At 71.1% G+C, this 26,133-nt stretch carries 25 protein-coding genes; 14 read left to right on the top strand and 11 right to left on the bottom strand.

Annotation, left to right across the window (positions count from 1 at the left end):
- Positions 1 to 80 precede the first annotated feature (80 nt).
- Positions 81 to 1,454: an MFS transporter gene (locus ABZ906_RS12295; protein ID WP_361380905.1), complete on the bottom strand. Its 1,374-nt coding sequence runs from the start codon at positions 1,452 to 1,454 to the stop codon at positions 81 to 83.
- 328 nt (positions 1,455 to 1,782) lie between these two features.
- On the opposite strand from ABZ906_RS12295, the gene ABZ906_RS12300 reads away from it, so the two are divergent.
- The 6 genes from ABZ906_RS12300 (at position 1,783) to ABZ906_RS12325 (ending at position 7,559) form a co-directional block, all read left to right on the top strand.
- A complete protein-coding gene (locus tag ABZ906_RS12300) occupies positions 1,783 to 2,634 on the top strand; it encodes an STAS domain-containing protein (RefSeq protein WP_361380908.1) in 852 nt (283 codons plus the stop codon).
- Positions 2,631 to 3,002, top strand: coding sequence for an STAS domain-containing protein (locus ABZ906_RS12305; protein WP_361183208.1), 372 nt, complete (start codon positions 2,631 to 2,633; stop codon positions 3,000 to 3,002). Before ABZ906_RS12300 ends, ABZ906_RS12305 begins: the two co-directional genes overlap by 4 nt.
- A gap of 11 nt (positions 3,003 to 3,013) precedes the next feature.
- Positions 3,014 to 3,421, top strand: a complete 408-nt coding sequence (locus ABZ906_RS12310) for an ATP-binding protein (protein WP_361183554.1) — start codon at positions 3,014 to 3,016, stop codon at positions 3,419 to 3,421.
- A complete protein-coding gene (locus ABZ906_RS12315) occupies positions 3,409 to 4,491 on the top strand; it encodes an ATP-binding SpoIIE family protein phosphatase (protein ID WP_361380911.1) in 1,083 nt (360 codons plus the stop codon). The genes ABZ906_RS12310 and ABZ906_RS12315 overlap by 13 nt, the downstream gene beginning before the upstream one ends.
- A gap of 81 nt (positions 4,492 to 4,572) precedes the next feature.
- Entirely contained in the window at positions 4,573 to 5,958 is a 1,386-nt protein-coding gene (locus ABZ906_RS12320) for a sensor histidine kinase (RefSeq protein ID WP_361381443.1), read from the top strand.
- Positions 5,955 to 7,559, top strand: a complete 1,605-nt coding sequence (locus tag ABZ906_RS12325) for a fused response regulator/phosphatase (protein WP_361380914.1) — start codon at positions 5,955 to 5,957, stop codon at positions 7,557 to 7,559. The genes ABZ906_RS12320 and ABZ906_RS12325 overlap by 4 nt, the downstream gene beginning before the upstream one ends.
- A 38-nt stretch (positions 7,560 to 7,597) precedes the next feature.
- Here ABZ906_RS12325 and ABZ906_RS12330 read toward each other — a convergent pair whose 3' ends face one another.
- Entirely contained in the window at positions 7,598 to 7,975 is a 378-nt protein-coding gene (locus ABZ906_RS12330; protein ID WP_361183214.1) for an STAS domain-containing protein, read from the bottom strand.
- Between the two features lie 177 nt (positions 7,976 to 8,152).
- Here ABZ906_RS12330 and ABZ906_RS12335 point away from each other — a divergent pair, with 177 nt between their 5' ends.
- The gene (locus ABZ906_RS12335) at positions 8,153 to 8,611 is read left to right on the top strand and encodes an ATP-binding protein (RefSeq protein ID WP_361183215.1); all 459 of its coding nucleotides are present in this window, start codon (positions 8,153 to 8,155) and stop codon (positions 8,609 to 8,611) included.
- Between the two features lie 61 nt (positions 8,612 to 8,672).
- On the opposite strand, the gene ABZ906_RS12340 is transcribed toward ABZ906_RS12335, so the two are convergent.
- The 7 genes from ABZ906_RS12340 to ABZ906_RS12370 all read right to left on the bottom strand — a co-directional run bounded on the left by ABZ906_RS12340 (position 8,673) and on the right by ABZ906_RS12370 (position 18,341).
- Positions 8,673 to 10,001 (bottom strand): MFS transporter, encoded by a 1,329-nt coding sequence (locus ABZ906_RS12340; protein WP_361380917.1) that lies wholly within the window; start codon positions 9,999 to 10,001, stop codon positions 8,673 to 8,675.
- A 139-nt stretch (positions 10,002 to 10,140) separates the two neighbouring features.
- Positions 10,141 to 11,832 carry a helix-turn-helix domain-containing protein gene (locus ABZ906_RS12345; RefSeq protein WP_361380920.1) on the bottom strand — a complete coding sequence of 564 codons (1,692 nt, stop codon included), beginning with the start codon at positions 11,830 to 11,832 and terminating at the stop codon, positions 10,141 to 10,143.
- A gap of 24 nt (positions 11,833 to 11,856) precedes the next feature.
- Positions 11,857 to 13,035 carry an acyl-CoA dehydrogenase family protein gene (locus ABZ906_RS12350; RefSeq protein ID WP_361380923.1) on the bottom strand — a complete coding sequence of 393 codons (1,179 nt, stop codon included), beginning with the start codon at positions 13,033 to 13,035 and terminating at the stop codon, positions 11,857 to 11,859.
- 109 nt (positions 13,036 to 13,144) lie between these two features.
- On the bottom strand, positions 13,145 to 13,669 hold the full coding sequence (locus ABZ906_RS12355; protein WP_361380926.1) for a GNAT family N-acetyltransferase: 525 nt from the start codon (positions 13,667 to 13,669) through the stop codon (positions 13,145 to 13,147).
- Positions 13,670 to 13,763: 94 nt separating this feature from the next.
- Positions 13,764 to 15,983 carry an NADP-dependent isocitrate dehydrogenase gene (locus ABZ906_RS12360; RefSeq protein WP_361380929.1) on the bottom strand — a complete coding sequence of 740 codons (2,220 nt, stop codon included), beginning with the start codon at positions 15,981 to 15,983 and terminating at the stop codon, positions 13,764 to 13,766.
- A gap of 142 nt (positions 15,984 to 16,125) precedes the next feature.
- Positions 16,126 to 17,709 (bottom strand): phosphodiester glycosidase family protein, encoded by a 1,584-nt coding sequence (locus tag ABZ906_RS12365; RefSeq protein WP_361380932.1) that lies wholly within the window; start codon positions 17,707 to 17,709, stop codon positions 16,126 to 16,128.
- An 83-nt stretch (positions 17,710 to 17,792) separates the two neighbouring features.
- The gene (locus ABZ906_RS12370; RefSeq protein ID WP_361380935.1) at positions 17,793 to 18,341 is read right to left on the bottom strand and encodes a CGNR zinc finger domain-containing protein; all 549 of its coding nucleotides are present in this window, start codon (positions 18,339 to 18,341) and stop codon (positions 17,793 to 17,795) included.
- Between the two features lie 26 nt (positions 18,342 to 18,367).
- Here ABZ906_RS12370 and ABZ906_RS12375 point away from each other — a divergent pair, with 26 nt between their 5' ends.
- Both ABZ906_RS12375 and ABZ906_RS12380 read left to right on the top strand, forming a co-directional pair.
- Positions 18,368 to 18,919, top strand: coding sequence for a GNAT family N-acetyltransferase (locus ABZ906_RS12375; protein ID WP_361380938.1), 552 nt, complete (start codon positions 18,368 to 18,370; stop codon positions 18,917 to 18,919).
- 193 nt (positions 18,920 to 19,112) lie between these two features.
- Positions 19,113 to 19,361: a hypothetical protein gene (locus tag ABZ906_RS12380; RefSeq protein WP_361381445.1), complete on the top strand. Its 249-nt coding sequence runs from the start codon at positions 19,113 to 19,115 to the stop codon at positions 19,359 to 19,361.
- A gap of 30 nt (positions 19,362 to 19,391) precedes the next feature.
- On the opposite strand, the gene ABZ906_RS12385 is transcribed toward ABZ906_RS12380, so the two are convergent.
- On the bottom strand, positions 19,392 to 19,775 hold the full coding sequence (locus tag ABZ906_RS12385) for a VOC family protein (RefSeq protein ID WP_361380941.1): 384 nt from the start codon (positions 19,773 to 19,775) through the stop codon (positions 19,392 to 19,394).
- Positions 19,776 to 20,159: 384 nt separating this feature from the next.
- Between ABZ906_RS12385 and ABZ906_RS12390 the strand changes: the two genes are divergently transcribed.
- The 5 genes from ABZ906_RS12390 to ABZ906_RS12410 all read left to right on the top strand — a co-directional run bounded on the left by ABZ906_RS12390 (position 20,160) and on the right by ABZ906_RS12410 (position 24,742).
- Positions 20,160 to 21,980 (top strand): ATP-binding protein, encoded by a 1,821-nt coding sequence (locus tag ABZ906_RS12390; protein ID WP_361380944.1) that lies wholly within the window; start codon positions 20,160 to 20,162, stop codon positions 21,978 to 21,980.
- A gap of 114 nt (positions 21,981 to 22,094) precedes the next feature.
- Complete coding sequence (locus ABZ906_RS12395; protein WP_361183233.1) at positions 22,095 to 22,514, top strand: roadblock/LC7 domain-containing protein; 420 nt, start codon at positions 22,095 to 22,097, stop codon at positions 22,512 to 22,514.
- Entirely contained in the window at positions 22,511 to 22,873 is a 363-nt protein-coding gene (locus ABZ906_RS12400) for a DUF742 domain-containing protein (RefSeq protein WP_361183234.1), read from the top strand. The genes ABZ906_RS12395 and ABZ906_RS12400 overlap by 4 nt, the downstream gene beginning before the upstream one ends.
- The gene (locus ABZ906_RS12405) at positions 22,854 to 23,468 is read left to right on the top strand and encodes an ATP/GTP-binding protein (protein ID WP_361183236.1); all 615 of its coding nucleotides are present in this window, start codon (positions 22,854 to 22,856) and stop codon (positions 23,466 to 23,468) included. The genes ABZ906_RS12400 and ABZ906_RS12405 overlap by 20 nt, the downstream gene beginning before the upstream one ends.
- On the top strand, positions 23,465 to 24,742 hold the full coding sequence (locus tag ABZ906_RS12410; RefSeq protein WP_361183238.1) for a cytochrome P450: 1,278 nt from the start codon (positions 23,465 to 23,467) through the stop codon (positions 24,740 to 24,742). Before ABZ906_RS12405 ends, ABZ906_RS12410 begins: the two co-directional genes overlap by 4 nt.
- Positions 24,743 to 24,785: 43 nt before the next feature.
- On the opposite strand, the gene ABZ906_RS12415 is transcribed toward ABZ906_RS12410, so the two are convergent.
- On the bottom strand, positions 24,786 to 26,012 hold the full coding sequence (locus ABZ906_RS12415) for a cytochrome P450 (protein WP_361183240.1): 1,227 nt from the start codon (positions 26,010 to 26,012) through the stop codon (positions 24,786 to 24,788).
- Positions 26,013 to 26,133: the final 121 nt, after the last annotated feature.

Consider the following 26,133-nt stretch of genomic DNA (forward strand, 5'->3'; position numbering starts at 1 on the left):
CAAGTGTTCCTGTGGGTCGGCGTGGCGCTGTGGGTCACGATGTCGCGCTCCGCGCGACCGTTCGGGGGGCTTCGGTGGCTTCAGAGGGCCGCCGCCTCCGGCGCCTTCGCCGGCGTCGTCGTCCCGTCGCCGCGCAGCCCGAGTCCGGCCGTGGGCACGCGGTGCGTCTCGCGCCCCGTGGCCACGGCGATCGCGCAGATCGCGCAGAACACGGCGGTGAAGATGGCGACGCCGAGCCAGTTGTCGCCGTCCGGGCCCGCGATCTGCGCCGCGAAGGTCACCGCGAAGCCGGCGACGGCGAACCCGATCTGGGTGCCGACGGCCATGCCGGAGAGCCGGACCCTGGCGGGGAACATCTCGCCGTAGAAGGAGGGCCAGATGCCGTTGGCCGCGCTGTAGACGACGCCGAAGAGGAGCACTCCGGTGACGAAGACCAGCGGGTAGCTGCCGGTGGAGATCGCCCACAGGTAGACGAAGATCATCACTCCGCTGCCGAGCGCGCCGACGAGGAAGACGGGCTTGCGGCCGATCCGGTCCGAGAGCCTGGCCCAGAGCGGGATGGCGAGCAGGGCCACGGCGTTGGCGCTGCCCGCGACCCAGAGCATGCCCGTCTTGTCGAGGCCGACCGCGTCACTGGTGGCGTACGAGAGGGCCCAGACGGAGAAGATCGTGCTGACCGTCGCGATCAGTGCCGCCGCGACCACCCGCAGCACGTCGGCCCAGTGGTCCCTGAGCAGTTCGGCAAGGGGCATCTTCGCGACCTTCTGGTCGGCCGACACCTGCTGGAAGACGGGGGTCTCCTCCAGGGTGCGGCGGATGACGTATCCGGCGACGGCGACGAGGGCGCTCAGCAGGAAGGGAATGCGCCAGCCCCAGCTGTAGAGCTGCTCGTCGGGGAGCGCGGCGACCGGCAGGAACACCAGGGTCGCCAGGAGCTGGCCGGCCTGGGTCCCGTTGAGGGTGAAGCTCGTGTAGTAGCCGCGCCGGTGTTCGGGCGCATGCTCGAGGGTCATCGCGTTGGCGCTGGCCTGCTCGCCTGCCGCGGACAGGCCCTGGAAAACCCGCATCAGCACGAGCAGCACCGGAGCGACGGTGCCGACCTGCGCGTACGTGGGCAGACAGCCGATGAGGAAGGTGGAGAGCCCCATCAGGACGAGCGTCCAGACCATGATCTTTCGGCGGCCGAGCCGGTCGCCGAAGTGGCCGAGGACGAGCGCCCCCAGGGGGCGGGCGGCGTAGGCGACGCCGAAGGTCGCGAGCGAGATCAGGGTGGCGGTGGCCGGGTCGTCCGGGTCGAAGAAGACCTTGGGGAAGACCAGGGCGGCGGCGCTGCCGTAGATGAAGAAGTCGTAGTACTCCAGGGCGCTGCCGATCCAGGCGGCGAAGGCGGCCTTGCGCGGCCTGCCCCGTGGCGGCACGGCCGGGGCCCGGTCGTCCTGCGGGTGAGCGGACACGTGAACTCCTCGGTGGAGAGCGGCCCGGCCGGGTGGGGGTTTCGACGGGCAGCGGGGGACGGGGGTGGGCGCCGTGGAGGGGGCGCCGGTACGGGTGGCGAGCGGTGCGCACCCGGCACGTGCTGTAGTTAACGCACTAGATAGTTAATTAACGTGGAAGTGATGCTGGCCCCACCCCCCGGGCCGTGTCAATACATCACGCCGTAACAGACGGCAGAGACGGCGGAACCCGGATCGGTGAGCTTCCCCGGATCGGGACACTCGCCGCAGCACCGTGCCGTACGCTGCGGCGCTAGGTCGGATATGACTAAAAATGGGGAGTAGTCACGTGGCTGAACAGGGCAGTGCGGGCGAGCTGGTGGGGTTGCTGTCGGTCAAGGGCCGTGACGTGGCTGGGGGATGGGTGCAGCAGGTACTCGGCACGCTGAAGGGCCGCGTGAGTGCTGCCGAACTGGGCCGTGAGCTGGGCGAGTTGCACGAGGCGCTGGTGCAGGCGCTGACCCAGGGGGCAGCCGACGTGCACGGGGAACAGATGTCGGAGGTACGAGCCCTCTTGACGGAGCTGTCGAGGAACCGGGCACGGCAGGGCTTCTCCCCCACGGAGACGGCGGTGAGCGTCTTCGCGCTGAAACAGGTCCTCGAACCCGTGCTCCAGGACGGTTCCGCCGACGAGATCCGCGCCTTCGGACGCCTCAGCCGCGTACTGGACGGGCTCGGCCTGTTCACGATCGAGACGTACACCCGGACCCGTGAGGAGCTCATCTCCGCGCAGGCCGAGCAGTTGATGGAGCTGTCCACCCCCGTGGTGCGGCTGTGGGACGGCGTCATCGCCGTGCCCCTGGTGGGCACGCTGGACTCCGCGCGGACCCAGGTCGTCATGGAGAAGCTGCTCCAGGCCTTGGTGGACACCGGTTCCGAGCAGGCCATCATCGACATCACCGGCGTACCGGCGGTGGACACGCAGGTGGCCCAGCATCTCCTGAAGACCATCGTCGCGGCCCGCCTCATGGGCGCCGAATGCACCGTCTCCGGCATCCGTCCGCAGATCGCGCAGACGATCGTGGCCCTCGGCATCGAGTTCGAGGGCATCGTCACCAAGGCGAGCCTCGCGGACGCGCTCAAGCTGGCCCTGAAGAGGTCGGGCGTCGAGATGGTCGCCCGTAAGGCCGGTCAGCTGTGACCGAACGGGTGCCGATCCTGCGGATCGGCGAAGTGCTCGTGGTGTCCATCCAGTTCGACCTGGAGGACCAGACGGTCCTGCAGTTGCAGGAGGACCTGGCCGAGCAGATCGTGAACCGCTCCGCGCGGGGTGTCATCATCGACATCACGGCGCTGGAGATCGTCGACTCCTTCGTCGGGCGCATGCTGGCGACGATCGCGGACATCTCCCGCATGCTCGACGCCGAGACCGTGGTGGTCGGGATGCGGCCCGCCGTCGCCATCACGCTCGTCGAACTCGGACTCTCGCTGGGCGGCGTGCGCACGGCTCTGGACCTGGAAAAGGGACTGGCGCGGCTGCGGCGCTCCTCCTCTGCGGACGAGGCGTGAACGCGCCCTGGCTGCCTGGTGAGGCGCCGCAGGTCTACTCCATCACACACAACAGGGATGTCGTCGGCATCAGGCAGACCATCCGCGTCCTGGCGCAGCAGTGCCGGCTCTCGCTCGTGGATCAGACGAAGATGATCACGGCAGCGAGCGAACTTGCGCGCAACACCCTCGTGTACGGGGGCGGCGGCGTCGTCAGGGCGGGGCTCGTCGAAAAGGACGGCCGCCGGGGAATTGCCGCGCTTTTCGAGGACAGCGGGCCGGGTATCGAGGACGTAGGTCTCGCGATGACGGACGGCTGGACCTCGGGCGGCGGGCTGGGCCTCGGACTCAGTGGCGCCCGCCGCCTCGTCGACGAGTTCGACCTGACATCGGAGGTCGGCGTGGGCACCACGGTCACCATCATCAAGTGGGCCCGGTGAACACCCGGACCATACTGGCCAGCAGGGACATGAGCTGGTTCCGGGACGGCCCTTCCCTGTCCACCTCGGCGCGCGGAGCGGCGGCCGCGCTGGCCCGGCGGGTCGGTCTCGACACCCATCGAGCCGCGGAGGTCGGCCTGGCCGTCACCGAGGCCGCCACCAACATCCAGCGGCATGCCACGGACGGTGCGCTGCTGCTGCGGACCTTGCACACGGACGACGAGGCCGCGGTCGAGTTCGTCACCGTCGACTCGGGGCCCGGCATGGTCGACGTGTCCGCCGCGCTGGCGGACGGAGCGTCGAGCACCGGCACACTCGGCATCGGGCTCGGAGCCGTGGCCAGGCTGGCCGATCATTTCGACGTCCACTCCGTGCCCGGCAAGGGGACGGTCATGGCGGCACAGTTCTGGTCCCGCCAGGCGGACGAGGAGGGAGTGACGCCGGCCCGGGCGGCCGGGAGCCAGCGTGTATCCGGTCTGACACGGCCCATCAGCGGTGAGATGACCTGCGGTGACGCCTGGAGCGCCCGACTCGACGACGTCACGGCCGGCGGAACGGGCCCCGACCGCCCCGCCGTTCTCGTCATGGTGTGCGACGGCCTGGGGCACGGCCCGCTGGCGGCCCGCGCCAGCGCGGCGGCCGTGGAGGCGTTCCATTCCACCACCGCCACCGATCCGGAAGGAGTCATGAGAGCCATCCACCGTGCTCTGCGGGGAACACGCGGCGGCGCGGCGGCGGTTGCCCGGATCGACCCGGCGGCGGGGCGGGTCCAGTACTGCGGCATCGGCAACATCAGCGGCTTCCTCGTCGATCATGCCTCCCGCAAGGCTCTCCTCTCGGTGCCCGGCATCGTCGGCGCGAACATGCGCCGCCTGCGGACCTTCGAGGAAACGCTGCCCGAAGGCGGCGCCCTGACCATGCATTCCGACGGACTCACCGAGCGATGGGATCACACGGCTCTGTCCGGACTTCTGCACCACTCGCCGCTCGTCATCGCCGGGCAGCTGTTGCGTGAAGCCGGGGTACGCCGGGACGATGCCAGCGTGGTGGTGGTCAAGGGGGTTTGGTGACCAGCGAAAGGCGGGACCCACGTGCCTGCTGACTCTCCCCGACGGGCGCCCGGCACCGGTGTCGCCGACGCGGCCTCCGAGCTGCGCACGGCGGCTTCTCTCGGTCTCGCCTCGGCGCAGGACGTGTTCCGGCTCAGACGGGGTGCGCAGCGGGCCGCCTCGGCACTGGGCCTGGACCATCAGGACCAGGTCCGTCTTGCCACCGCGCTCAGCGAGCTGGGCCGGGAGCGGCTGGGCTGCGGCGCGAGCACCGTCTCCTTCCGTTCCGAGTCCGGCGAGCGGCCCACGCTCGTCGTGACGCTCGAATGGACCGGTGGCACGGAGCCGGCCCCGGCGACCCTGCAACTCGTCTCCCGGCTCGTCGTGATCGCGTACGAGCAGCACGGCACACGCGGCCGGGTCACCATCCGCCAGCCGCTGCCGCCCAACCGGCTCACGGTCACCGCCATGGACGAGTGCCTGGCCCGGGCCCTGGGTCAGGCAGGTCCCACCACGGAGGCCGACTTCCTCAGGGCGCAGACGCGCGACCTGATCGCGACACTGGAGGAGACGCGAGCCCAGCGCGAAGAACTGCTCCGCCTCAACAAGGAGCTTGAGGAGACCAACCAAGGGGTGCTCGCCCTCTATTCGGAGCTCACCAAGGAGCTCGAGACCACCAACACCGGTGTGCTCGCCCTGCATTCGGAGCTGGACGACAAGTCCCGGCAGATCCGGGAGGCCAGCGAGGCGAAGACGCGGTTCTGGACCAACATCAGCCATGAACTGCGCGCACCCATCAATTCCGTCGTCGCGCTGGCCCGCTTGTTGCTCGACCCCGGTTCGGAGCCTGTGTCGCGCGAGCAGCGGCAGCAGATCACGCTGATCGAGGCGTCGGGGCAGACGGTCCTGTCCCTCGTCGGCGATCTGCTGGACGTCGTCAAGGCCGAATCGGGTCTGCTCGACGTCCGGCGCGCCCCGGTCGACCTGCGGCTGCTCGTGTCGCAGCTGAGCGCCACTTTCGAGGGCACCTACGGAGACAAGGGCGTCCCCCTGGTCACCCCGGAGCTCAAGGAACTCCCCACGGTGATCACGGACGAGAAGCTCCTCACGCAGGTCCTGCGCAACCTGATGTCCAACGCCTGCAAGTTCACCGACGAGGGTGAAGTGCGGCTGGACGTCGACGTGGTCGACGTGAGCGAGGACCGGTCGGCGCCGTCGCTGCGCGTCACGATCACCGACACGGGAGTCGGCATCCCGGCCGCGGAACTGGGCCGGGTCTTCGAGGAGTTCTACCAGGTCCGGGGGCCCCACCAGAGCGGGCACGCGGGAACCGGACTCGGGCTGCCCTACGCCCGCACCCTCACCGAACTCCTCGGGGGCACCCTCACACTCTCCAGCACTCCCGGGGCGGGCACACGCGTGGAGGTGTGCGTCCCGGTGCACGAGCCGGACGGCCCCGGCCAGGAAACCGGCGGAGGCGCACCATGACCGACAACGCGCGGGACACCGCTCCCGCCACCATCCTGGTCGTCGAGGACAGCGAGACCAATCTGTATCTCCTGACCAGCTGGCTGGAGCGCGCGGGGCACCTCGTGATCGGCGCGGAGAACGCGGCCAAGGGCCTCGACCATCTGGCCGCGGCACACGGCCCCTTGCCGGAGATCGCCATCGTGGACGTGCGGCTGCCGGACATGAGCGGCTTCGAGCTGAGCGAGAAGATCAAGAGCGACGCCCGCACGGCCGCCCTGCCCGTCATCCACATCTCCGCGTCGGCCGTCAGCCCGGAGGATCACGCCGAGGGGCTTCGACGGGGCGCGGACGCCTATCTCAACCAGCCTCTCGACCCCGGCGAGTTGCTCGCCACGGTCACGGCCACGCTGCGCTACACCCGGGCACGGCACCGGGCCGAGCAACTCGCAGGGCAGCTCCTCACCCTCAACGAAGCGACCATGTCCGTCTACAGCGCCGTCGGGTTCCATTCGTTCGCCTCCGCGGCCACCGGGGGCACCGCCCGGCTGCTGTCGTCGCCGGCCAGCGCGGTCTTCCTCTCGCCCGAAGGGCAGGCGGTCCACAGCACGAGCGAAGGACCGGCCGCCACGACCCGGACGTACGTGGCACGGCCGGACGTACTCGACCGGCTGCTCCAGCAGAGCCTGGGCGACGGGACCGGCGCGACGGTCGCCCGGATCCCGCGGGGACAGTGGCAGACGTTGCTGAGCGCGCGCCACTTCGGCGGGAACATCGCCGTGGCGGTGGCGAGGACCAAGCGCGGACGCCCCCCTGTCTGCCTCGCCGTCCCCGCCGACGCACTCACCGGAACGGATGACGAGCATCTTCTCCAACAGCTGGCCCACGCCTGCGCGCTGGCCCTGGAGGCGCTGAGAACCTACAACGAGGAGCACACGCTCGCCCTGGCCCTGCAACGCTCCTTCCTGCCGAGCGACCTGCCCGTCGTCGACGGCGTCGACTTGGCCTTCCGCTATCTGCCCGCCTCCGAGAACGCGGAGATCGGGGGCGACTTCTACGAGGCGATCCCCACCGCAAACGGGCTGCTCCTGGCGATAGGAGATGTGCTCGGCCACTCGCTCGGGGCGGCCACCGTGATGGGCGAGTTGCGCCACGCGCTGCGCGCCTACGCCATTGAAGGGCACCCGCCGCAGCAGGTGCTGGGCCACCTCGAAACCCTCCTGGCCCACTCGCAGCCGACCGTGACCGCCACCCTCTGCCTGGTCCTCGTCGAGCCCGGCGGACGGCGTCTGCAGGTCGCCAACGCCGGTCATATCCCGCCGCTCGTCATCGGCCCGGACGGCAGCGCGCGCTTCCACACTCCGCACGGACCGATACTGGGACTGCGTGCGCCCCACCCGGCCCCGACGACCCTGGGCACACCACCGGGCACCCGGCTGCTGCTCGTCACCGACGGCCTGGTCGAGGTGCGCAACACGTCGCTGAACGCGACGCTCGACGCCTTCATGGCGGCGGCCGCGGCCGGACCTGCCGGGCTGCAGGACCTCAGCGACCACCTCCTGGACCGGTTCGGCAGGGGCAAGGACGACGACATCGCGCTGCTCGCCGCGGATCTGCACTGATCATGAGCGGCCGGGCCGACGAGGGGGTCGGGGAGGGGTCACCCGTCGAGGGCCGCGTCGAGTGTGGGGCAGATGTCGATGAGGGTGTCGATGCCGACGATCTCCAGCGTCCGGCTCACGGACTCCGCGGGCCCCGCGAGACGCAGCAGGCCGCCGACCCGGCTCAACGCCCGGTGGCCCGCGATGAAGACGTTGATGCCGCTGGAATCTATGAAGGAGACCCGGCGCAGGTCGACGACGACGCGGGCGCCGGGCGCCTCGGCGGCTTCGAGTGCCTGCTGTACGAGGGCACTGGTGTCCATGTCCATTTCACCCGAGAGCGTCAGAACCGTGACGTCGTCGAGCGGCGTCGACACGACCGAGAAGTCTTCGGTCTGCTGGGCTCGTTCGCTGCCAGCCATGCGTTCCTCAGCCATGCAGATGATGCTTGCACATCCGGGGCCTCGTGTGTTGTGCCGACGGTAACGTACGCACGATGCCCGGCAGTTCGGACAGGACGCACGGAAGAGACACATCGGGCCGTCATCGCGGGCAGGGAATCGCCGGCACGATCGGGAACGGGTACATGGGGCGAATGATCTGCGAGCCAGGCCATGCGTGACGACGGCGAGCCGCCGGAGGAACCGGCGCCGGACCGTGCCGGGAACGCGGCGGCCACGGAGTTCGCCTTCGAGCTCGACGGAACCAGCACCTGCATCGCCCGGGCGCGGCGGCTGGCCGCGGGCTTCCTCCTGCGGATGCGGACCGATCACGGCGTTGCGGTCTCGCGGCGTGCCACGGATCTGACGCAGCTGGTCGTCAGCGAGTTGGTGACCAACTCCCTCAAGTACGCCCCCGGCCCCGTCCTGGTGAACCTGCGGATCAGCGCCGGGGCGGTCGAGGTGGCGGTGCGGGACTCCGGTCCCGAGCTGCCCGGCGCCCGCGCCGCCGACACGGGCCGGGTGGGGCAGCACGGGCTTGAGATCGTGCTGGCCGTCGCCCGGCGTTTCGAGGCGCGCCAGGAGACGGGCGGCAAGAGCATCACCGTCAGCATCACCCTCGACGACCGGTGACGGCCGGGCCGGCCCGGCCGCTGGAGGCCGCACCGACCGGTCGCCGATCACCGCACGTGCCCTACACGTGGTCGAGGTCCCGTTCCCTGGTCTCCGGCAGCGCGAGCACACAGAGCAGCGAGAGCAGGGCCATGCCGCTCATGAACCAGCCCCCGACCGCCGGACTGTAGGTCTCGGCGAGGGCGGTCACGATCAGCGGAGCCGCCGCGCCGCCGAGCACTCCCCCGAGGTTGTACGAGAAGCCGGCGCCGGAGTACCGCATCTTCGTGCCGAAGAGTTCGGGCAGGTAGGCACCGGCCGGGCCGTAGATGATGCCCATGCAGAGCAGGGCGCCGCTCAGTGCGACGGCGATCAGGACGTAGTTGCCGGTGTCGAGGAGCGGGAAGAGGACCGCGCCCCAGACCACGCCGAACGCGGCGCCCCCGATGATGAGGCGGCGGCGGCCGACCCGGTCCGACCAGCGGGCCACGAAGAAGGTGGAGAGGCCGAGCACGACGACGGCGACGAGGGTGAGGGCGAGCATGTCGTTCTTGGGGATGTCGAGGGTGCCGGTCGTGTACGTCATGCAGTAGGTGGCCGCCGTGTAGAACATCACGTACACCACAGTGATCATGCCCGCGCCGAGGAACATCTCCCGGGGGTGCCGGCGGAACGCTTCGACGAGGGGTGCCTTGGCGGTCTCGCGCTCGTCCATGACCTTCGCGAAGGCAGGGGTCTCGGCCACCTTCAGCCGGATGACGAGACCGACGGCGACCAGGACGAAGGACAGCAGGAACGGTATGCGCCAGCCCCAGCTGTCGAACGCGTCGTCGTCGAGCACCGCGGACATCAGCAGAAAGGTGACCGTCGCCGCGAAGTAGCCCGCGGGCGAGCCCATTTGGGGAGCGGCCGCGTACAGGCCGCGCTTGTCCTTGGGGGCGTGTTCGACGGCGAGCAGTGCCGCGCCGCCCCATTCGCCGCCCAGGCCGAGGCCCTGGACCACCCGCAGCAGCACGAGCAGGACCGGAGCCGCGACGCCCAGTGTGTCGTAGCCGGGCAGCAGTCCGATGAGGCCGGTGGACAGGCCCATCATCAGGAGGGAGACCACGAGTACCGTCTTGCGGCCGACACGGTCGCCGTAGTGGCCGAAGATCGCCGCGCCGAGGGGGCGGGCCGCGAATCCGACCGCGAAGGTCGACAGGGTGGCCAGGGTGCCCGCGGTAGGCGAGAGGTCGGGGAAGAACGCTTCGTTGAGGACGAGGGCGGCGGCGGTTCCGTAGATGTAGTAGTCGTAGAACTCGATCGCCGTACCGATGAAGCTGGCCGACGCGATGCGGCGCATGCCGCCGGGGGACTCGGCGGCTTGTGGCGTCGCGGCCTGGCCGGCGGCGCGTCGGGCAGGGGTGCTCATGGTCTGCTCCGGGATGTGGGAGAGGCTGGCCGCCGCAGAACGCGAACGGGCTGTGAACCTAAGCCCGCGCCGGGCCCTCTCTCCTTGTCCGTCCGGACAGCGTTCGACCCCGGCGCCCTGTCCGCACGGACAACTGCCCTCAGGAGACGGGGAAGGGACTTCCGCCCTCGGTGGAGCAGGTCAGGCGCAGTTGGAGCATGGCGGCCAGGCGGTGCTCCGGGTCGTCGAGGTCAAGGCCGGTCAGGGCGGCGGCCCGGCGGACCCGGTAGCGCAGGGTGTTGGGGTGCACGTTCAGTTGCCCGGCCACCCGGGCGACGTCCCCGAAGGCATCCAGGTACAGCAGCAGGGAGCGGGCCAGATCGGTGCCGTGCTCGGCGTCCCTCGCGACCAGGGCCGCCACGGCCGGGTGGCGTATCTCCCGGTGCTTGTCGAGGAGTTCGAGCAGATCGCGCACCATGAGCGGGGCCGTGAGGCGGCTGTGCGTGTCCACGGCACGGTCGGGGGTGCGGGCCAGGAGGCGCAGGGCGTGGTGGCCGCGCAGTTTGACCGCCGGGATGTCGTCGAGCCGGGTCGCGGTGCCCGCGAGGACGGCTTGGGCGGGCGTTCTCGTGTGCCGGCGCAGTGCGGCCACGAGGTCGGCGGCCCAGCGCAACACCGGTTCGTCGTCGGGCTCGCCGCTCTGGGGGCGTGCGGGATCGGGGTGCGCGGGATCGGGGCGTGCCGATTCGGGCAGCATCGCGTAGATCTGCCCGCACGCCTGGGCGACGAGCGCGTTCGTGCGGTACGCGGCGGCGTGCACGGAGACGATCTCGGCCGCCTCGGCGCGGCGCACGTCCGCTCCGCTGGAGTCGCCGTCGTCGCCCAAGGGTTCGCGCAGGTCGACCGCGACGACGCGGACCGCGGCGGACGGCGCGATCCCCAGGTGGACGGCGACCGCCCCGGAGTTGAAGCGGCCGGTCAGCAGGCCGTGGGCCAGGTCGGCCCTGGAGGGCAGCCGGGCGGCCGAGTCGCCCTGGTAGTAGTGGTCGACCAGTTGGGAGGCGGCGAGCCGGGCGGCGCCGCGCATCGCCTCGGCGGAGCGCTCGGCGAGCGGCCGCTCGCCCTCCTGTACCCAGATGGTGCCCAGCGGGCGGGCGCCCGCGTTGATGCCGATGACGAGCCGCCGCCGGATGCCCATCTCCGGTCGCTCCTCCACCTCGACCAGTTCGTCGGTGCGCACCCGCCGGTAGACGCCCCATTGCCGGAGCAGGGCGAGGTAGGGCTCGGGGCAGTTGCGGCCGAGGATGGACCGGCGGCGCAGTTCGTCGGCCTCGTCGCCCGAGTCCGAGTACGCCATGACGCGGTGCGCGCTGTCCTCGATGCTGACCACGCCGTGGGTGAGCGTGGCGACGGTCTGGGCGAGGGAGTAGAGATCGCCGCGGGTGTCGGGCCCCGCGGCGCCGCGCTCCGTCGCGCCGCGCACCGCGGACTCGACCTCGTGCCAGCGGGTGGCGACGGGGACGGCGCAGACGGCGACGCCGGCCTTCTCGCCGGCGGCGCGCAGGAGTTCGGGCAGCCCCTCCTCGCTGTCCGCGCACTTCACCGCCACGGCGGCGGCGCCCGCGCTGCCCGCGGCGGCGACGACGGCGACCGCGTCGGCGCCGCGCGCCCCGATGGCCAGGACCAGCGCGCCCCCGGCGTCCGCGAGGGTCTCCCCCGGTTCCGCGATGATCACGCCCCTGACCTCGGCCGCACGCGGGTCGGCGCGGACCACGGCACCGTTGAATGCCGCGACGAGTCGGCCGAGCGGCGTCTCGGGGCTGGCTGCTGCGCTGCTGTCGGCCGGATTCATCCCCGCAGGGTAAGGGTCACCAGGTCAGCGGCGCACCCGGGGCATTCCGAGGCCGATCCAGGAGATGATCTCGCGCTGGATCTCGTTGTTGCCGCCGCCGAAGGTGAAGATGACGGCGCTGCGGTAGCCGCGTTCCAGTTCGCCGTGGAGCACGGCGCCCGCGGAGCCTTCCTTGAGGACGCCCGCCGAGCCGACCACTTCCATCAGCCAGGCGTACGCGTCCCTGCGCGCCTCGGAGCCGTAGACCTTCACGGCGGAGGCGTCCTGGGGGGTGAGGGTGCCTTCCTGGACGGCGTTCACCATCTGCCAGTTGAGGAGCTTCATCGCGTCCAGCCTGGTGTGCGTCCTGGCCAGGCGCTGGCGCACCCAGCCCAGGTCGATGACGCGGCGGCCGTCGGCGAGTTTGGTGTCGGCGGCCCAGCGCTGCACGTTGTGGAAGGCGCGGATGGCCATGGTGCCGTGTGCGGCGAGGGTGACGCGTTCGTGGTTGAGCTGGTTGGTGATGAGCCGCCAGCCCTTGTTCTCCTCGCCCACACGGCGGGAGACGGGGACGCGGATGTTCTCGTAGTAGCTGGCCGTGGTGTCGTGCGAGGCGAGGGTGTTGATGAGGGTGCAGGAGTATCCGGGGTCGGACGTCGGCACGAGGAGCATGGTGATGCCCTTGTGGGCGGGGGCGTCCGGGTCGGTGCGGACCGCGAGCCAGACCCAGTCGGCGGTGTCGCCGTTGGTGGTCCAGATCTTCTGGCCGTTGACGACGTATTCGTCGCCCTCCCTGACCGCCTTCGTCTTCAGTGACGCGAGGTCGGTGCCCGCATCCGGCTCGCTGTAGCCGATCGCGAAGTCGAGTTCGCCGGAGAGGATCTTCGGCAGGAAGTAGGCCTTCTGCTCGTCGGTGCCGAACTGCATGAGGGTCGGCCCGACGGTGTTCAGGGCCATCAGGGGCAGCGGGACACCGGCCTGGGCGGCCTCGTCGAAGAAGATGAACTGTTCCATCGGGGAGAGCCCGCGCCCGCCGTACTCCTCGGGCCAGCCGACCCCGAGCCAGCCGTCGGCGCCGAGCCTTCGGATGGTCTCCCGGTAGAACCGCTTCTGCGCGGCGGGATCGGCGTATCGCGCGTAGGCGTTGTCGGGCACCAGCTCGGCGAAGTACGTGCGCAGCTCGGTGCGCAACTGCCGCTGCTCAGGCGTGTATTCGAGGTGCACGGCCCCTCCTGCTTTCGCTGGCTCTCCCGGCTCGAGCTTGACGGCGCACACAGTAGAACGCGTTTCAGTAATTGGGAATGGCGGCGGCACATGTACGCGCCGACTTCGGCTAGGACGGTGGACCGGCCACGTACAGGACCTGCGCCGCGCCCCATTCGACGAAGCTCTCCGCCTGCTGCATCCCGATCGATTCGAGCAGCCTGCGCGACCGGACATTCGCCTCCTGCGTGACCGCGACCACCTCCGCGCCCCAGGGGGTGGTCGCCTCGCGCGCCCAGCCGACCGCGGCGGTCACCGCCTCCCGCCCGTACCCGAAACCCCAGTGCTCGGGCAGCAGTTGATACGACACCTCGACCCGCCCCGCACGACGCGGATCGGCCTCGACCTGGACACCGCCGACCACCGCCCCGTCCTCGCGCAGCACCACGCTGAAGGCACCGCGCGCACCGACACAGTGCTGCTCGCGCAGGCGCAGCGTCGCCGCGTCGACCGGACCGCCGAGGTGGCGGCGGACGTCCGTGTCCGTCCAGAGCCGGGACATGGCGGGGACGTCACCGGCCTCGATCGGGCGCAGCACGAGGCGGTTCGTGATCAGGGTGGTGGGCCAGGGGAACGTGATCGGGGAGGGTGGCATGGGCTGATCCTGCCGGAGTCGTTCGGCGGGCCCGGACACGGGTCCGCCCCGGCAGCCGGGGGGCTGCCGGGGCGGGCCGGTGACGGGCGGGGGCTCAGCCGAGGAGGCCGAGGGCCTTGTTCAGGGTGGCCGACGGGCGCATGACCGCCGCCGCCTTGGCCTCGTCGGGCTGGTAGTAGCCGCCGATGTCGGCGGGCGAGCCCTGGACCGCGTTCAGCTCGTCGACGATGGTCTGCTCCTGCTCGACCAGCGTCTTGGCCAGCGGCGCGAACTCCTTGGCGAGCTCGGCGTCCGCGGTCTGCTTGGCCAGCTCCTGGGCCCAGTACATGGCCAGGTAGAAGTGGCTGCCGCGGTTGTCGATGCCGCCGAGGCGACGCGTCGGCGACTTGTCGTTCTCCAGGAAGGTCGCCGTGGCGCGGTCGAGGGTGTCGGCCAGGACCTGGGCGCTCGCGTTGTCCGTGGTCTGCGCGAGGTGCTCGAAGCTGGAGGCCAGGGCGAGGAACTCACCCAGGCTGTCCCAGCGCAGGTAGTTCTCGCGGACCAGCTGCTGGACGTGCTTGGGGGCGGAGCCGCCCGCGCCCGTCTCGAAGAGGCCGCCGCCGTTCATGAGCGGGACGATCGAGAGCATCTTGGCGCTGGTGCCCAGCTCCAGGATCGGGAAGAGGTCCGTGAGGTAGTCACGCAGCACGTTGCCGGTGACCGAGATGGTGTCCTCGCCGCGGCGGATGCGCTCCAGGGAGAACGCGGTCGCGTCCACCGGCGACATGATCTCGATCTGCAGGCCCTCGGTGTCGTGCTCGGGCAGGTACGCCTTGACCTTCTCGATGAGCTGCGCGTCGTGCGCGCGGGTCTCGTCGAGCCAGAAGACGGCCGGCGAGCCGGTCGCGCGGGCACGGTTGACGGCCAGCTTGACCCAGTCGCGGATCGGGGCGTCCTTGGCCTGGCACATCCGGAAGATGTCACCGGTGGAGACGGTCTGCTCCAGGACGACGTTGCCGGCCGAGTCGAGCGCGCGCACCGTACCGGGCTCGGCGATCTCGAAGGTCTTGTCGTGGCTGCCGTACTCCTCGGCCTTCTGCGCCATGAGGCCGACGTTGGGCACGGAGCCCATCGTCGCCGGGTCGAAGGCGCCGTTGGCGCGGCAGTCGTCGATGACGACCTGGTACACGCCGGAGTAGCTGGAGTCGGGAAGCACCGCGAGGGTGTCGTGCTCGCCGCCGTCCGGGCCCCACATGTGGCCGGAGGTGCGGATCATCGCGGGCATCGAGGCGTCGACGATGACGTCCGAGGGCACGTGCAGGTTGGTGATGCCCTTGTCGGAGTCGACCATCGCGAGCTCCGGGCCCTCGGCGAGCTCGGCCTCGAAGGACGCCTTGATCTGCTCGCCCTCGGGCAGCGCGCCGAGGCCGTTGAGGATCCCGCCGAGGCCGTCGTTCGGGGTCAGGCCCGCACCGGCGAGCGCCTCGCCGTACGCGGCGAACGTCTTGGGGAAGAAGGCGCGCACGACGTGGCCGAAGATGATCGGGTCGGAGACCTTCATCATCGTGGCCTTGAGGTGCACGGAGAACAGCACGCCGTCGGCCTTGGCCTTGGCGATCTGCGCGGTGAGGAACTCACGCAGCGGACCGACCCGCAGGACGGAGGCGTCGACGACCTCGCCCGCGAGGACCGGTACGGACTCGCGCAGCACAGTGGTGGCGCCGTCCTCGCCGGTGAACTCGATGCGCAGGGTGTCGGCCTCGGCGATGACGGTCGACTTCTCCGTGGAGCGGAAGTCGTCGACGCCCATGGTGGCGACGTTCGTCTTCGAGTCGGCGGTCCAGGCGCCCATGCGGTGCGGGTGCGCCTTGGCGTAGTTCTTCACCGAGGCGGGGGCGCGGCGGTCGGAGTTGCCCTCGCGCAGGACCGGGTTAACGGCGCTGCCCTTGACCTTGTCGTAACGGGCGCGGATGTCCTTCTCCGCGTCGGTCTTCGGGTCGTCCGGGTAGTTCGGCAGTGCGTAACCCTGCGACTGGAGCTCGGCGACGGCCGCCTTCAGCTGCGGGATCGAGGCCGAGATGTTCGGCAGCTTGATGATGTTGGCGCCGGGCGTCTTGGCCAGCTCGCCGAGCTCGGCGAGGGCGTCGTCGATGCGCTGGCTCTCCTCGAGGAACTCGGGGAAGAGAGCGATGATGCGCCCCGCCAGGGAGATGTCACGGCTCTCCACGCCGACCCCGGCCGTCGAGGCGTAGGCCCTGACCACCGGCAAGAACGAATACGTCGCGAGGGCCGGGGCCTCGTCGGTCTGGGTGTAGATGATGGTCGAGTCAGTCACCGGGTGCTCCGCTCCACGTCTGCAACATTGCTCGACATCAAGATATCTCGTGATCGACCTGCGCCACGAAGCGGGCCCGATTCCGTACGTCACACTCCGTAGCGCCCCTGACGCTCCGTGGCGGACCGTGTGGGCTGCGCAGTCAGCGCGTCAGCAGCAGGGCGTCGCCCACCGCGCGCTCGGAACCGTCCGACGGCGAGTTGATCACCTTGCCGTTCACCGCCATCGTGACGGAGCCGCCCCCGTCCAGGGCCATGGCGCGCACCGCCCCGAGCGACTTCATCAGCTCCGCTCCCTCGTTGAGGCCGAAGCCGTCGCTCCGGCCGGGCTGCCGTCCGTCCGCGCCGACCAGGAGCATGCGGCCCTGCCGGTCGACCCCCAGGAGCATGCGCGGATTGCGCTTGATGCCCCAGGTGTACGCGAAGGAACGGTCACCGGCGCGCTCGATGCCGTCGGCGGCGTAGTTCACCGCGACCCGGCCGTCGCGCACCAGCTCGGGGCCGCCGTTGACGATGTCGTCCCGGGGCCCGAGCTTCAGCTCCCGGCCCCGCTCGTCCAGGATCCGCTCGCGCACCTTCACCGCGCCGCCCGGCTTCACGTGCGTACGCAGCCAGGACGCGCCCGTGCCGATGCCCGCGAGGACGCTTCCGCCCGCCGGCACGGCGCCGCCGCGCGGCCGCAGCTCCTGTACGCGTCCGCCCGCGTCGAGGACCGCCTCGACGCCGTCGCCCGCCGGAGTGTCCGCGCCGAGTTCGTCGGTGAACTTCACGATCTCGTCCGGGTCGGTGCAGGTCACGTCATGCTGCGGGCGCTGGGTCGGGGCGTCGCCGCCGACGCCGCCGCAGTTGCGCACCAGGCCGGGTACGCGGTTGATGCCGTCCACGACCGCGGTCGCCGGGCCCGCGCCGACCCTCAGCTCCGTGCTGAGCTTCTTGAACTCCGGGCGCAGGCCGTCGCCGCGCAGCACCGCCGCGATCCGGCCGTCGGTCGCCGCGCTCTGCAGCTCGCCGTCGTAGGCGGCGATGCCCGCCGCCGCGCCCGGCACGCCGTCCTTGCCCTCCATGACGAAGAAACCCGCGTTGACGCCGAGGAGCGCGTCGTCGTCCGCGGCCATGTCGCTCACCGTCTCGCGTCCCGCGACACCCTTTCCGTACGTGCCCTTCAGCGCGCCGTGGTAGCGCTTCGGGTCGACGACGGCCACCTTGACCCGGGCCGTTCCGGTGCCAGGCACGCCATCGGCGCCGGTCCACTCGCTCACCGCGTCGAACCCGGCATCGACGAGGGCCTTCCGCGTGGCGTCGGCGTCGGTCCGCGCGGCGTACTCCCCCACCCGGACCCGCACCCCGATCACGCCGGTCCGGTCGGAACCCCGCGGCCACGACACCGGTTCGGCACGCGCGCCGAACCCGGCACCCCGCACCCGCCGCTCCAGCGCCTCCGCGTCCTGCCGGGCGGCGAGATGGGCGCCGCCTGCGCGCACGGTGACCGTCCAATGGTCGGCGCCGGGGCGGCCCGAAACGACCCCCTGGTACAGGTCGACCCCGGAGGCGAGGCGCTCGTGCTGCCAGTCGGCGAGCGGCCGGGGAACCGCGGTGGTCGGAGCGGCGGCGGCCGCGATGTCCGCGTACCGGTCGACGACGACACCGGGGACGAGGAGCCCCGCCGTGGCGGCGGCGACCACCGACACCTGAACGGCGGCTCTGAACGGACGGCGGGCACGGGCCACGGGAACTCCTGGGTCGCGTAGGGACACCCGCAGCGAACGCGAGCGTGCGGACGGAGATCGATCCCAGGAGTGAATACCAGAAGTCAGGCCGGAAAACAGGGCTCTGACCCCGTATCAGCGGAGCGCGCGCGGTGCCTGCGTACCGCGTCCCTGTTCGCGCACCGTCCGGAGCAGTAGCGCTGCCGCCCGGTGCGGGAGGTGTCGGCGAAGATCGTGGCGCATTCGGTCACGGCGCACCGCCGGAGCCTGTGCATACCCCGCCCGGACAGATGCAGCGCCGTACCGATGGAGATCAGCTGGTACAGCAGGGCGCCCAGCGGCAGCCGGTCGTCGCGGTAGTGCAGGTGCCAGCCCGAGCCCGCGTGGTCGGTCAGCCGCGGATGGGCGGCCGATGCCGCGAGCATCCCGTTGAGCAGCTCGGCGCGCTCCTCCTCGCCGCCCGCGTCGACGACCTTCTCCCACGCGTCCAGCGCCTCCAGGGTGCGGCCGAGGTCCTCCGTCACGACCTGGTGTTCGAGCACGAGCCCGGCGGCGCGGCAGCGGTCCGCGAGTTCCGCGACGGTGCCGGGACGGCGGTTGGCGAGGTCGGCGGCCAGGTTCACGACCTCCTCGCCGTAAGGGTTGAGGTGCATAAGACCATTACATCAGGCTGTCGGGCATGACTCGACGCACCGCAGACCGCGACATCCGCAGAGGGCACGGAGGCAGAGGGCACGGAGAACACGGAGAGCGGGGGGACCTCACCCCCGTACGGGAGGCGACGCGGGACGACATCGCGGAGCTCGTACGCCTGCGGGCGCTGCTGTTCGAGAACCTCGGCGGCGCGTACTTCGACCCGCCGTCGGGTGACACCGGCTGGCGGCACGCCCTGGCCGTGGTCCTCGAGGAGTGCGTGGCCAGCGGGGGCATGCGGATCCTCGTCGTGGACGGCGAACGGGGCCTTGCCGCCTGCGCCGTCGGCTCGGTCGAGCAGCGGCTGCCGGGCCCCCATCTGCGCAACGGCCGGGTGGGGCTCGTGATCGGCGTGGTCACCGACCCGGCGCACCGGCGGCGCGGACACAGCCGCTCGCTCATGCGGGGCCTGCTCGACTGGTTCCGGGAGCGCGAGGTGGCCCGCGTGGATCTGTACGCCTCCCACGAGGGCGAACCGCTCTACCGCGACCTCGGCTTCGCCGACCACCCGGACCCCGCCCTGTACTGGCGCCCGTGACGCCCCCGGCCCGTCGGGCGGCGCCGCGGCACCGCCGGGCATCCGGCCCCGCTCGTGTGGCCCGCACGGCGTCCGCGGTCCACCGTGAACCCGTACGAGGTGTTGCCGCGCCGACGGCGGGTAGCCGGGGCAGCGCACCGGAAGCCGCCGTAGAACCGCGCGGAACGACGTGACGAAGCACTGGAGGAACACCATGGGCGAGGAGCTGCCCGAGACGCGGGGCGAGGACGAGATGCCCGTCCCGAGGGATCTGCCCGATCAGCAGGCGTCGGACGAACAGGACGACTGGGAGCCGCAGGACGAGTCGGCCACCACCGGCAACGCCCCGGACGCCGACGACGACGTGCCGGACACGGACGAGGCGGGCACCGGCCGACGCGGCGCACCGCACACGGGCGGGGTGCGCCCGGACCAGCCGGTGCCGGACGAGCCCGCCGACTGAAGCGCCCCGGGGGCCGGGCAGGGACCTCGGTCAGTCGGGGATGACGGCCAGGGTGAACGAGTGGCCTGCCGGATCGCTGTAGGTCCGGGTGTCGTGGGGACCCGAGTTGTCCTTGGTGTCCACGGGCCGGGCGCCGAGGCCGACCGCCTCGCGCTCCGCCTCGTCCATGTCGCCGCGGGCCACCAGGATCCTCAGGTGCGCCTGCTGCGAGTCCTCCGGGCGGGGCCAGCTCGGAGGCGCGTATCCGTAATCCCGGTGGACCGCGAGGCGGATGCCGTCACCGTCGAAGACCTCGACATAGTCGGGGTCCTTGCTCAGGCGGGCCGTGCCTCCGAGCAGCCCCGCGTAGAACTCCGCGAGGTCTTCGGGCTGGGCGCAGTCCAGGACAAGGACGGGGGTCTTCTGTATAGGCATGGGATCCTCTTCTGTTCGCTTCCGTCGCCGCCTCGCGACTGTCCGAGTGCCCCGCCCGGCCGCAGACATGCGCCTCGCAGGCCAGTGCCCTCCCCCGTCCTGAACGGACGTCTCCGCTCCGGGAAATTCGCCGTATGATCACCGGCACAGAGTCGAACTCCACTACCACGCAGCCATGTTCGAGGGGACGGGATCGAGACTAAGTCCTCTCCACGGGGGACTGTTCTGCCTCTCCGTCCGCGCAACCCCGCGGGGTGACTAGCATGGCGCGATGTGTGGTCCGGAAGATCGCCGTCCTCTTTGGTGTTCTCGCCGGGCCCGCGGCCGATGCGTAGTCGGTCGGCTCGTTGCTCACCTGCACCCCAAGGACCGAGGGACCGCTGAATGCCCGTGCCTGCTCCCCCCAGCCCGCACCGAATAGCGAAGGCGCGGCGGCGCGCGTCGGCCGTCCCCCTGATCGTGCTCGTGGTGACCGCCGCGGCCGGCGTCGCCGCCTGCTTCGCGGCGCCCGACAACGCCCGCGTCTGGACGGCGGGTTCCGTCGCGGCCGGCTGGCTCTGTCTCGCGATCGCCCTCGTGACCGGTGCTCAGATCCTCAAGCGGGTCCGCGGGGCCGCCGCCGCGGACCACGCCGAGGCCGCTTCCCTCAAGGCGCAGCTGGCACGCCAGGGCGCCGAGTCCGCGCATCTGGTGACCGTCACCCTGCCCACGGTCGTGAAGCGGCTGCGTGACGGGGCGAGCGCGAACCAGACCCTGGCGCAGACGGCGCCGCCGTCCGATCCGCAGCTGCGTCAGGTCGTGCAGGAATTCGCGTCCGTGGTGGAGGAGACCGTGCGGCACGCCGCCGTCGTCGAGTCCCGGCGCGACCAGGCCCAGGGGCAGATCGCGCAGGCGGCCGAGGAGTTGGACCAGCTGACGGCGGTCACACTGCCCACCGCGATCGAGCGGCTGCGCGAGGGCTCGTCCGCGGACACGGTCCTCGCCGGACTCGACTGGCCGCACAATCCCCTGCTGCGGGTGCCCGCAGAATCGTTCGTACGGGAGCTGGCCTACAGCGAGCGGCGTGCCGCCGCCGCGCAGGCAGCCTCCGCCAAGGCCCTGAGCCGGGTGCAAGCCAAGTCCGTGGGCATGCTCGCCGACCTGCGGGACATGCAGGAGCGGCACGGCGCCGAGGTCTTCGGCGACCTGCTCCGCCTGGACCACAGCACCTCCCAGCTGGGCCTGATGACGGACCGTCTCGCCCTGCTGATGGGCGGCCGCTCCAGCCGCGCCTGGAACAAGCCGATCGTCATGGAGAGCATCCTGCGGGGTGCGGTGGGCCGGATCTCCGCGTACCAGCGGGTGCGGCTGCACTGCTCGACGACCGTGGCGATCGCCGGGTTCGCCGCCGAGGGCGTCATGCACGTGCTCGCCGAGCTCATGGACAACGCGGCGAACTTCTCCCCGCCCATCGACGAGGTGCACGTCTATGTGGAGGAGCGCAGCGCCGGGATCGTCGTGACGATCGAGGACAGCGGCCTGAAGATGGCCGACGCGGCGATGCGCCGTGCGGAGGAGTCGGTCTCCGGGCACGTGACGGACCTGGCCTCGCTCCAGGGCACCCGCCTCGGCCTCGCCGTGGTCGGGCGGCTCGCCGCCAAGTACGGCATGAGCGTCAACTTCCGCCCCTCCTCGCGCGGCGGCACCGGCGTCGTGGTGCTCCTGCCGCCGCAGCTCCTGGCCCAGCAGCGCGACCCCGCCCCGCAGCATCTCGCCCCCCGGAGCGCCGAGTCCGCGCCCGCGCAGGCCCCGGCAGCGTCCGCACCGCAGGCCCCGGAAAGCCCGGCAGCCCCGGAGCGCTCCGCCGCTCCTCAGGCACCCGCGGCTCCCGTGGCACCCGCGGCTCCCGTCGTGCCCGCGCCCGCCGCCGAGGTCACGCCCCCGCCGGCCCCGCCCCGTCCCGCCGCCGCCACGACCAACGGCCTGCCCGTGCGCGCCCCCGGTCGCACCATGGCCGAGGCCGAGCGTGAGCGACAGCAGCGCAGGGCGGCGTCCGACGCGGCGGCCGGGGCCGGTGCGCTCTCCGGTGACGCGGGGCTGCCGCCCCGTGACGCCGGTTCCCGTTTCGGTGCCTTCCACCGCGGACGACGGGCGGCGGGCGAGGTGCCCGGCTCCCCCGCCACCCCCGATTTCCCCGCCGACTCCGGGCCGCCGCCCGGCGAGTAGACCGCAGCCTCCCGCACGGCGCCCGGGCTCTGGCGCCCCCTTCCCCGCTCAAGATCGTGAGATTGGAGGGACGGGCAGGTGACCGGAGAACCGGCGCATCTCGCCCCGCCTACCATGCAGACCACTGACAACAGCCTGACCTGGCTCCTGCAGAGCCTCCTCAAGCGCACCCCCGGTACGCGGCACGCCCTGGTTCTCTCGCGGGACGGCCTGAAGTTGTGCTGGAGCGAGCATCTGACGCTCGACCAGGCTGACCAGCTGGCCGCGATCTGCTCGGGCATCCAGGCACTGGCCCAGGGCGCGTCGGTGGAGTTCGGCGACGGGACCGGCGGCGTGCGGCACTCGATGACCGAATTCCACGGCGGGCTGCTCTTCATCGTCGAGGCCGGGCAGGGAGCGCACCTGGCGGTCGTGGCGGAGGAGAACGCCGATCCCGGTGTGGTGGGCCATCAGATGACCGAACTGGTCGAGCAGATCGGTGAGCACCTGCGCGCCGAACCGCGCGCTCAGGGCGAAGGAAGCGGCTCCTCGTGACGCCGCGCAGGCCGGTGGACATCGGTGATCCGGACCGGCTCTACACGGTCACCGGTGGCCGCAGCCGGGCCGACGACGATTCGTTCGACCTGGTCACGCTGGTGGTGAGCGAGTGCGAGCCCACTGCCGGAATGCAGTCGGAGCACGTACGGATCCTCGAACTGTGCAAGCACCCGACGGCCGTGGTGGAGATCGCCGCGGAGATGAAGCTGCCGATCACGGTGGTGCGGATTCTGCTCGGTGACCTGCTCGCGATGGGCCGGATCACCGCCCGCCATCCCCGCGCGGCCGACTCGGCCGCCTCGATACCCGATTCCGCCCTTCTCAAGGAGGTGCTCCATGGGCTCCGCAACATCTGAGCTGCCCTCCCGTACGCCCCTGTCCGACACGGCCGAGACTGGCCTGAAGATCGTTGTCGTCGGCGGCTTCGGGGTCGGCAAGACCACGCTGGTCCGGTCGGTCAGCGAGATCCGGCCGCTGAACACCGAAGAGGTGATGACGCAGGCCGGCATAGGCGTCGACGAGACGTCCGACGTGGCCGCCAAGACCACCACGACGGTGGCGTTCGACTTCGGCCGGATCAGCCTCAACGAACGGGTGGTGCTCTATCTGTTCGGCGCTCCCGGCCAGGAGCGCTTCTGGTTCCTGTGGGACCGGCTCTTCTCCGGCACGCTCGGTGCGGTCGTCCTGGTCGACACGCGGCGGATGGACGACTCCTGGTACGCCATCGACCGTCTCGAACACCACGGGACGCCGTTCGTGGTGGCCGTCAACCGGTTCGACGACGACGGCTCCGCGCACTCCCTGGAGGAGATCCGCCAGGCGCTCGCGCTGCCCGACCACGTGCCCCTGATCGAGTGCGACGCACGGGTGAGGTCGTCGGGCAAGGACGTCCTGATCACCCTCGTGGACCACCTGTACACGCTGGCCATGGCCCAGGAGATGACACCGTGACCGAGCCGACCGGATTCCCTTCCGAGCAGAGCCCTCCGCCGGGGTGCCCGGCCCACGCGGGCGGGGTTCCGGGCGCGGTACGCCTGGGCGGTCTGGAGTACCAGCAGACGCCCTCGCAGCTCTACCGCAGCCTGCGCAGGGAGCACGGCGCGGTGGCGCCGGTCCTGCTCGACGGTGACGTGCCCGCGTGGCTGGTGCTCGGCTATTCCGAGGTCAGCTATGTGACGGGACACGACGAGCTGTTCGCCCGTGACTCGCGCCGCTGGAACCAGTGGGAGCACATTCCCGCCGACTGGCCGCTGATGCCGTTCGTCGGCTACCAGCCCTCGGTCCTGTTCACCGAGGGCGCGGAGCACCAGCGGCGGGCCGGGGTGATCACCGAGGCCCTGGAGGGGATCGACCAGTTCGAACTCGCCCGTGACAGCGCCCGCATCGCCGACCGTCTGATCGCCTCGTTCGCCGGCAGCGGCCAGGCGGAGCTGATGGACGCGTACGCCCACGCGCTGCCGATGATCGCCGCGGTGCAGATGTGCGGCATGCCGGACGCGAGCACGGACACGCAGCAGCTCGTGGACGACCTGCGGATCTCCCTCGACGCGCACGAGGGCGACGACCCCGTGGCGGCGTACACGCGCGTCGGGGAGCGGATCCAGCTCCTGGTCAAGGAGAAGCGGGAGAAGCCGGGTGCGGACATCACCTCGCGGATGCTGCAGCACCCGGCGGGTCTGACCGACGAGGAGATCGTCCAGGACCTGATCTCGGTCATCGCTGCGGCGCAGCAGCCGACGGCCAACTGGATCTGCAACACGCTGCGGTTGATGCTGACCGACGAGCGGTTCGCCCTCAATGTCTCCGGCGGGCGGCTGAGCGTGGGCGAGGCGCTCAACGAGGTGCTGTGGCTGGACACCCCGACCCAGAACTTCATCGGCCGCTGGGCGGTGCGCGACACGCAGCTGGGCGGGCGGCAGATCCGGGCGGGCGACTGTCTGGTGCTCGGCCTCGCCGCGGCCAACACCGACCCGCAGATCTGGCCGGAGTCGCACGTCGGCCCGGAGAACTCCGCGCATCTCTCCTTCAGCCACGGCGAGCACCGCTGCCCCTACCCGGCTCCGCTGCTCGCCGACGTCATCGCGAGGACCGCGGTCGAGACGCTCCTGGAGCGGCTGCCCGACCTGGTTCTGGCGGTGGAGCCGCACGAGTTGACCTGGCGCCCGTCCATCTGGATGCGGGGCCTCGCGTCGCTTCCGGTGCAGTTCACGCCCGTGGGGCACTGACACGGCGCCGGGGGCGCCCCCTCGGGCGGCGCCCCCGGTGGGGTCAGGCGGAGACGGGGGTGAACTCCACGGGCAGGGACTGCGGTCCGCGGGTGAACACGCCCTGCTCGACGGGGTCGAAGCCCTTGGCGAGCCGCACGTCGGGCATCGCGTCCAGGAGCTGGTCGACGCCGATCTCCACCTCGGCCTTGGCGAGCAGCGCGCCCACGCAGAAGTGCCGGCCGAGGGCGAAGGCGAGGTGGTCGGCGGCGGCGGAGAACGCGGTCGTCGTGGTCAGGTCGTCCCGGAAGATGTCGAAGCGGTCCGGGTCGCCGTAGCGCTTCTCGTCACGGTTGGCCGAGCCGATCAGGCAGGTGACGGTGGCGCCCGCGGGGATGATGCCGCCGGTGACCTCCACGTCGGTCGCCGACTGCCGCATGATCATGTGGACGGGCGGCGTGTGGCGCAGGGTCTCGGCGAAGGCGCGGGCGATCAGGCTGCGGTCCTGCCGGACGGCTTCGAGCTGCTCGGGGTGGAGCAGGAGGTTGGCGAAGATGCTGGCGATCGCCTTGTCGGTGGTCTCGCCGCCGGCGGCGAGCAGCAGGCTGCAGAAGGCCTTGATGTCCTCGTCGCTCATCCGTACGCCGTCCACCTCGGCGGCGCAGAGCGTGGAGAGCAGGTCGTCCCCGAGGTTGTCGCGGCGCTGCCGGATGATCGGGATCATGTAGTCGGCGAACTCCACCCGGGTGCGTTCACCGGCCGCCGCGACCTCGGGGTCGCCCGACAGGTTGCCGAGGAAGGCTATGACGGTGGTGTACCAGCCGTGGAAGCGCGCGTGGTCGGACTTGTCGAGGCCCAGCATGTCGGCGATCACGTTGACGGGGAAGCGGGTGGCGTAGTCCGCGACCAGGTCCACGCTGCCGGTGTGCCGGAAGGTGTCGATGAGTTCGCGGGAGTTGCGCTCGATGACGGGCAGGAATTTCTGCTGGAGGTCGCTGCCGCGGAACGCCGGTGCGACGAGCGCGCGGCGCACGGAGTGCTCCCGGCCGCTGAGCTGGAGGATCGTCTTGCCGTGTACGGGCTCGATCTGCCAGTCGTAGTTGTCGGTGGTGAACTGCGAGCTCTTGTCCTTGAAGACGCGCTCGACGTCCTCGTACCGCGAGACGATCCAGCTCTGTGTCGCTTCGTGCCAGTAGAGCGGCGCGTTCTCGCGCATCACCCGGTAGGCGGGATACGGGTCCTTGGCGAACTCGGGCGAGAGGATGTCGGGGACCTGCTGCGCGGTGGACATGGAGCTCCTAGGTCAGAAAACAGCAATGCTCACCAGGCTATTGATCACTTCCTGACCCAACCAGTCCCTCTTGGCCGATCGTTGAGCGCTACACTAATGTTGGCCGAAAATCACCCCTCGC

The sequence above is a fragment of the Streptomyces sp. NPDC046925 genome (genome assembly GCF_040644915.1).
In the GTDB taxonomy this organism is placed as follows: Bacteria; Actinomycetota; Actinomycetes; order Streptomycetales; family Streptomycetaceae; genus Streptomyces.

Coding starts and splice junctions, on each gene's coding strand:
- ABZ906_RS12325 (WP_361380914.1), top strand. CDS start 5,955: ATGACCGACAACGCGCGGGACACCGCTCCCGCCACCATCCTGGTCGTC.
- ABZ906_RS12330 (WP_361183214.1), bottom strand. CDS start 7,975: ATGGCTGAGGAACGCATGGCTGGCAGCGAACGAGCCCAGCAGACCGAA.
- ABZ906_RS12335 (WP_361183215.1), top strand. CDS start 8,153: ATGCGTGACGACGGCGAGCCGCCGGAGGAACCGGCGCCGGACCGTGCC.
- ABZ906_RS12340 (WP_361380917.1), bottom strand. CDS start 10,001: ATGAGCACCCCTGCCCGACGCGCCGCCGGCCAGGCCGCGACGCCACAA.
- ABZ906_RS12345 (WP_361380920.1), bottom strand. CDS start 11,832: ATGAATCCGGCCGACAGCAGCGCAGCAGCCAGCCCCGAGACGCCGCTC.
- ABZ906_RS12355 (WP_361380926.1), bottom strand. CDS start 13,669: ATGCCACCCTCCCCGATCACGTTCCCCTGGCCCACCACCCTGATCACG.
- ABZ906_RS12370 (WP_361380935.1), bottom strand. CDS start 18,341: ATGCACCTCAACCCTTACGGCGAGGAGGTCGTGAACCTGGCCGCCGAC.
- ABZ906_RS12375 (WP_361380938.1), top strand. CDS start 18,368: ATGACTCGACGCACCGCAGACCGCGACATCCGCAGAGGGCACGGAGGC.
- ABZ906_RS12380 (WP_361381445.1), top strand. CDS start 19,113: ATGGGCGAGGAGCTGCCCGAGACGCGGGGCGAGGACGAGATGCCCGTC.
- ABZ906_RS12385 (WP_361380941.1), bottom strand. CDS start 19,775: ATGCCTATACAGAAGACCCCCGTCCTTGTCCTGGACTGCGCCCAGCCC.
- ABZ906_RS12390 (WP_361380944.1), top strand. CDS start 20,160: ATGCCCGTGCCTGCTCCCCCCAGCCCGCACCGAATAGCGAAGGCGCGG.
- ABZ906_RS12395 (WP_361183233.1), top strand. CDS start 22,095: ATGCAGACCACTGACAACAGCCTGACCTGGCTCCTGCAGAGCCTCCTC.
- ABZ906_RS12405 (WP_361183236.1), top strand. CDS start 22,854: ATGGGCTCCGCAACATCTGAGCTGCCCTCCCGTACGCCCCTGTCCGAC.
- ABZ906_RS12415 (WP_361183240.1), bottom strand. CDS start 26,012: ATGTCCACCGCGCAGCAGGTCCCCGACATCCTCTCGCCCGAGTTCGCC.